The sequence below is a fragment of the Thalassospira sp. UBA848 genome (assembly GCF_002295455.1).
Lineage (GTDB): Bacteria > Pseudomonadota > Alphaproteobacteria > Rhodospirillales > Thalassospiraceae > Thalassospira.
The window spans coordinates 10,518-15,325 of sequence record NZ_DBGS01000107.1 but is presented as its reverse complement, the minus strand read 5'-3'; the positions used below and the strand labels follow the sequence as shown (position 1 = coordinate 15,325).

Annotated in this window: 6 protein-coding genes; 5 read left to right on the top strand and 1 reads right to left on the bottom strand. The window is 56.7% G+C overall.

The window, feature by feature from the left end:
- Positions 1-154: 154 nt before the first annotated feature.
- The 4 genes from B2R48_RS14920 (at position 155) to B2R48_RS14905 (ending at position 3,186) form a co-directional block, all read left to right on the top strand.
- Positions 155-628 (top strand): VOC family protein, encoded by a 474-nt coding sequence (locus B2R48_RS14920; RefSeq protein ID WP_297001941.1) that lies wholly within the window; start codon positions 155-157, stop codon positions 626-628.
- Positions 629-700: 72 nt separating this feature from the next.
- On the top strand, positions 701-1,138 hold the full coding sequence (locus tag B2R48_RS14915; RefSeq protein ID WP_297001938.1) for a YybH family protein: 438 nt from the start codon (positions 701-703) through the stop codon (positions 1,136-1,138).
- A 38-nt stretch (positions 1,139-1,176) separates the two neighbouring features.
- Positions 1,177-1,584 carry a VOC family protein gene (locus tag B2R48_RS14910; protein ID WP_062957098.1) on the top strand — a complete coding sequence of 136 codons (408 nt, stop codon included), beginning with the start codon at positions 1,177-1,179 and terminating at the stop codon, positions 1,582-1,584.
- 90 nt (positions 1,585-1,674) lie between these two features.
- Positions 1,675-3,186: a YifB family Mg chelatase-like AAA ATPase gene (locus B2R48_RS14905; protein ID WP_297001935.1), complete on the top strand. Its 1,512-nt coding sequence runs from the start codon at positions 1,675-1,677 to the stop codon at positions 3,184-3,186.
- Between the two features lie 44 nt (positions 3,187-3,230).
- Here B2R48_RS14905 and B2R48_RS14900 read toward each other — a convergent pair whose 3' ends face one another.
- On the bottom strand, positions 3,231-4,145 hold the full coding sequence (locus tag B2R48_RS14900; protein WP_297001932.1) for a LysR family transcriptional regulator: 915 nt from the start codon (positions 4,143-4,145) through the stop codon (positions 3,231-3,233).
- 112 nt (positions 4,146-4,257) lie between these two features.
- Here B2R48_RS14900 and B2R48_RS14895 point away from each other — a divergent pair.
- Positions 4,258-4,808, top strand: a 551-nt coding sequence (locus B2R48_RS14895; RefSeq protein WP_297001931.1) for an SDR family NAD(P)-dependent oxidoreductase, incomplete at its 3' end; no start/stop codon positions are given.

The following is a 4,808-nucleotide window of genomic DNA, read 5'->3' as shown; positions in this document are numbered from 1 at the left end:
TCTGATCGCTATGGTTGAAATCTTTTTTTGACATGGATAAATTATGTTGATATCAACGTATTTGTCAAACGGGAAAATCATAATTTGCTGATAAATGCGCCGTTTGATCGTCACCGAAGCACACCACCGTTCTGCCCGGCAAGGAGGACGCCCCATGCAGAAGATCAGCCCCTTTTTGTGGTTTAACCAGACCGCAGAAGAAGCCGTGAATTTTTATGTCTCGGTTTTTGCCGATGCCAAAATCGGCGACATCATGCGCGCAAGTTCCGCTGGCCCCGGCCCGGAAGGTAGCGTTCTAACCATTCGTTTTGAGCTTTTTGGTCGGCAATTTACCGCCTTTAACTTTCCGTCGGATTTTGAATTTACCGAAGCCGTATCCTTTGTCGTCGATTGCAAGGATCAGGCAGAGGTTGATTATTACTGGGATTGTCTTTCGGAAGGCGGCGAGCCGCGTGATTGCGGCTGGGTCCGGGACCGGTTTGGCGTGTTTTGGCAAATCACCCCGACCCGCCTGATTGAATTGATGACCGATCCCGACCCGGAAATTGCCGCACGCGCGGCAAGCGCCATGATGACCATGCAAAAAATCGATATCGCCGCGCTTGAACAGGCGGTGGCAAACGGCTGACCGCCCCGCCCCGGTCGGGTCGCGCTGCAAAGACCAAATCCCCCTCGCACCACCACAGCCAGGATATGTTTGATGTCAGAAAAACAAGCCAGAGATCGCCAGGCGATTCTTGATCTGTTTGATCGCTGGGCGACGGCCAATCGCAACAAGGATATCGATGCGATCATGGCCCTTTATCATCCCGATATCTGCTCCTATGACGCGGTTGGCCCCCTGCAAGTCGTTGGTGGCGCCGATTACCGCGCCCATTGGGAAGAATGCCTGCCCAAGGACGCCGACATGATTGTCGAGATGCAGACACCAACCATTCGTGTCTCCGGCCATCTTGGTGTTGCGCGTTTCCTGATCCGCTGCGGGATGCGTGATCAGGATGGCACCGAACAGGTCAGCTGGATGCGGTCAAGCTATCACCTTGAAAAGCGCGACGGCCAATGGCGCATCGCGCATGAACATTTCTCTGTGCCGTTTGATATCGACAATGGCCAGGCCCAGTTCGGCCTTGAACCATAAGCCGTGCCCACCAACGCAATTTTGAAAAGGAAGCCCCGATGAGAATAATCAGCTATTTGAATTTTGATGGTAATTGCCGCCCGGCAATGGCGTTTTATCAATCCGTTCTGGGCGGTGAACTGATAACGGTTCCCTATGGCGATACGCCGATGGCCGCGGAAATGCCCGATATGGCCGACAAAATGGCCCATGCCTGCCTTTCGGGAGATGGCTGGACCATCATGGCATCAGACAGTCCGGCCCCGAATTTCGAACCGATGAAGGGGATGAATATCTCCATCCATGCGGCCACGGCCGACCAGGCGCGCGCGTATTTTGACGGGCTTGCTGTTGGCGGTACGGTGATCATGCCGTTCGCAGAAACATTCTGGTCAAAGGGCTTTGGTCTGGTGAATGACAAGTTCGGCACGCCCTGGATGATCAATACCGAAGATGACAACGCCTAGGGTGCCAAACCATCGTCGCTGAACGATATGTTGCCTTGACCCCCATTTCCCGTCAAAGTGGTGCAACTTGGGGTTATGGGGGCAGGCGAATTGACAGCGCGGGTTACCACAGTTGCCTTTGCCGGGATTGAAACGATCCCTGTCGATGTGCAAGTGCAAATGGCAAGTGGGCTTCCGGCCTTTGGCGTTGTTGGCCTGCCCGACAAAGCAGTGTCAGAGGCCCGCGAACGCGTTCGATCCGCCCTTTCGGCCATGGGGTTGGCCCTGCCGCCCAAACGCATCACGATTAATCTGGCCCCGGCCGATTTGCTTAAGGAAGGATCGCACTTCGATCTGCCGATTGCGCTGGGCATTCTGGCCGAGATGGATGTTATCGGCCATGACGATATCGAACGGTTTCTGGTGCTGGGTGAATTGGGGCTTGATGGCAGCATCACCAAGGTTGGCGGTGTCCTGCCCGCTGCCATGGAAGCCGGGATGCAGGAATGCGGCATCATTTGCCCGGAGGCCAATGGGGCCGAGGCGCTTTGGGCCGGGGACCTTGAAATCCTTGCCGCACCCAGCCTTGTCGCCCTGATCAATCATTTCAAAGGCACGCAAATCCTGCCCCGCCCGATCCGGCGTGACGCAGACGCGATCAATGATTTCCATGGTGATCTGCGCGATATCAAGGGTCAGGAAAGTGCCAAACGCGCGCTTGAGATCGCAGCAGCCGGGGGGCATAACCTGTTGATGTCGGGGCCGCCGGGATCGGGAAAATCAATGCTGGCCGCCCGTCTGCCCGGCATTCTGCCCGACCTTGATGCCAGACAGGCGCTTGAAACCACGGTTATCCATTCCGTATCCGGAATGTTGCCTGAAGGTGGCCTGATCCGTACCCGCCCGTTCCGCCAGCCCCATCACTCTGCCTCTATGCCGGCCCTTGTCGGTGGTGGCCATCGGGTCAAGCCGGGCGAGATTTCACTCGCCCATAATGGCGTTCTGTTTTTGGATGAATTGCCTGAATTTCAGCGCAATGTGCTTGATGCCCTGCGCCAGCCGCTTGAAACCGGGCAGGTGTCGGTTGCGCGCGCCAATGCGCATGTGACCTATCCGGCGCGCGTGCAGCTGGTGGCGGCGATGAACCCGTGCCGGTGCGGCTATCTTGGTGATAACGAGCTGGCCTGCACCCGCGCCCCGCGTTGTGGCGAGGAATATCAGGCTCGGCTTTCAGGGCCGCTTCTGGACCGCTTTGATATCCAGATCGAAGTGCCCGCCGTCAAACCCGAAGACCTTGATTTACCGGCCAAGGGTGAAACCAGTCAGGCGGTGCGTGAACGGGTGTTTCTGGCGCGCGAATTGCAAATGTTGCGATATAAAAACGAAAACATATCGACCAATGCCGAGGCCGATGGTGAAACCCTGCAAAATGCTGCCGGGCTTGATGCGGATAGTCGCGGCTTGCTGCAGGATGCGGCCCGTCAGATGAAGTTGTCAGCCCGCGGATATCACCGGATATTGCGGGTGGCGCGCACGATTGCCGATCTTTCGGGCAGTGGTGCGGTCAAGCGTGGCCATATTGCAGAGGCGCTGAATTATCGCCAGATGGTCTATCGGCGCTAGTCCATCATCATTCATGCCTTCAATGCCGCTGACGTGACCTGTGATCATATGCGCGACAGGCCGTTCTGTTTGCGGATGATGTTGATCAGGCCGCGCAAGCCCGGATGATTGTTGTGGCGGCTGCTGTAATACATATGGAAGGGATCATCAGTTGATGCATAGTCTTCCAGCACGATTTCCAGCTGTCCGTTGGCAAGCTCTTCGGCAATGCGCGATTCCAGCAGATAGGCCAGTCCAAGCCCGGCCTTGGCGGCGGAAATCGTCGTTGCCGTGTCCTGAATGGTGATATGGCCCGGCACGCGGTAGCTTTTCTGGTCCGGGCCGGTGCCAAGTTCCCAGGGAAAACGCGAATTATCGCCCAGAAGAAGTTGCAGGCATGTGTGATTGCCCAGATCTTCGGGGGTGTCGGGTTTTCCGTGCCGTGCAAGGTAGTTTGGCGCGCCTGCCACCACCCAGCGCTGGGGTCCGCTGAGTGCGACGGCAACCATGTCTTCCGGGACCAGATGCCCATACCGGATGCCGGCATCATATCCTTCTGCGACAATATCAATCGGTCGGTTTTCAACAACGATGCCGAGGTTGACGTCGGGAAAGGTTTCAGCAAATTCCGGCAGTGCGGGGGCGATCAGAAGGTGTGCGGCATCGGAAAAGGCGTTGATGCGGACCTCGCCAAAGCTGGCGGCACCGGGGGCATCAAGCGTCTGGAGCGCTTCATCAAGCTTGTCAAAGCCCTCGGCAAGCTTGTTGGCAAGGTCCTGGCCCAGTTCGGTTGCCATAATTGCGCGCGTCGTTCGATTGATCAGCTTTACGCCAAGGCGGCTTTCCAGACGGCGGATCGCGTGACTAGCCGCCGACGGCGAAAGTCCGAATTCAATGGCCGCAGCCTTGAAGCTCTGGCGGCGGACAATCGCCAGAAAAAGGCGTAGATCAGCAAACTCTGCGCGGTCGATTCCAGCCAAGTTGATCCCTATTCACTTTGTGGATGATTTCAGTTCATGAAAAACCACACCACACGGATCGGTGCAACAAGTAATCTGGGCATAAGTCAGACAATTAAGCCGGAGGAATACGATGAGTGATATTCAGGCAATCAGGATTCCAGACCTGATGTCGCGGCGTGTTTTGGTAACCGGGGGCTCAACCGGGATCGGGGCCGAGATTGTCCGGGGGTTTGCCGCACAGGGTGCCAAGGTTGCCCTTCATTACAATGAAAGCCGTGAAGCAGCCCTTGCCCTTCAGGCAGAGTTTCCCGAGCATGTCTTTCCTGTTCAGGGCGATATGAGTGTAACCGGTACACCGACGAAAGTGGTCAGGGAAGCCGCCCGCATACTTGGTGGACTGGATGGCCTGATCAACAATGCTGGCGGCATGCTTGGGCGTGTGCCGACGACCGAGGTCGAACCCGAGCATCTTGACCGTGTCTTTGCCCTGAACGGCAAATCGGTTTGGGAAGCCACGGTGGCGGCGTATCCTTACCTCAAAGCGTCGGAAAACGGTTTTGTCGTCAATACGACATCAATTGCTGCGCGCAATGGCGGCGGGGGTGGTGCTGTGCTGTATGCGGCGGCAAAATCCTTTGTCAGCAGCCTGACACGCGGACAGGCAAAGGAATTTGTGGCGGA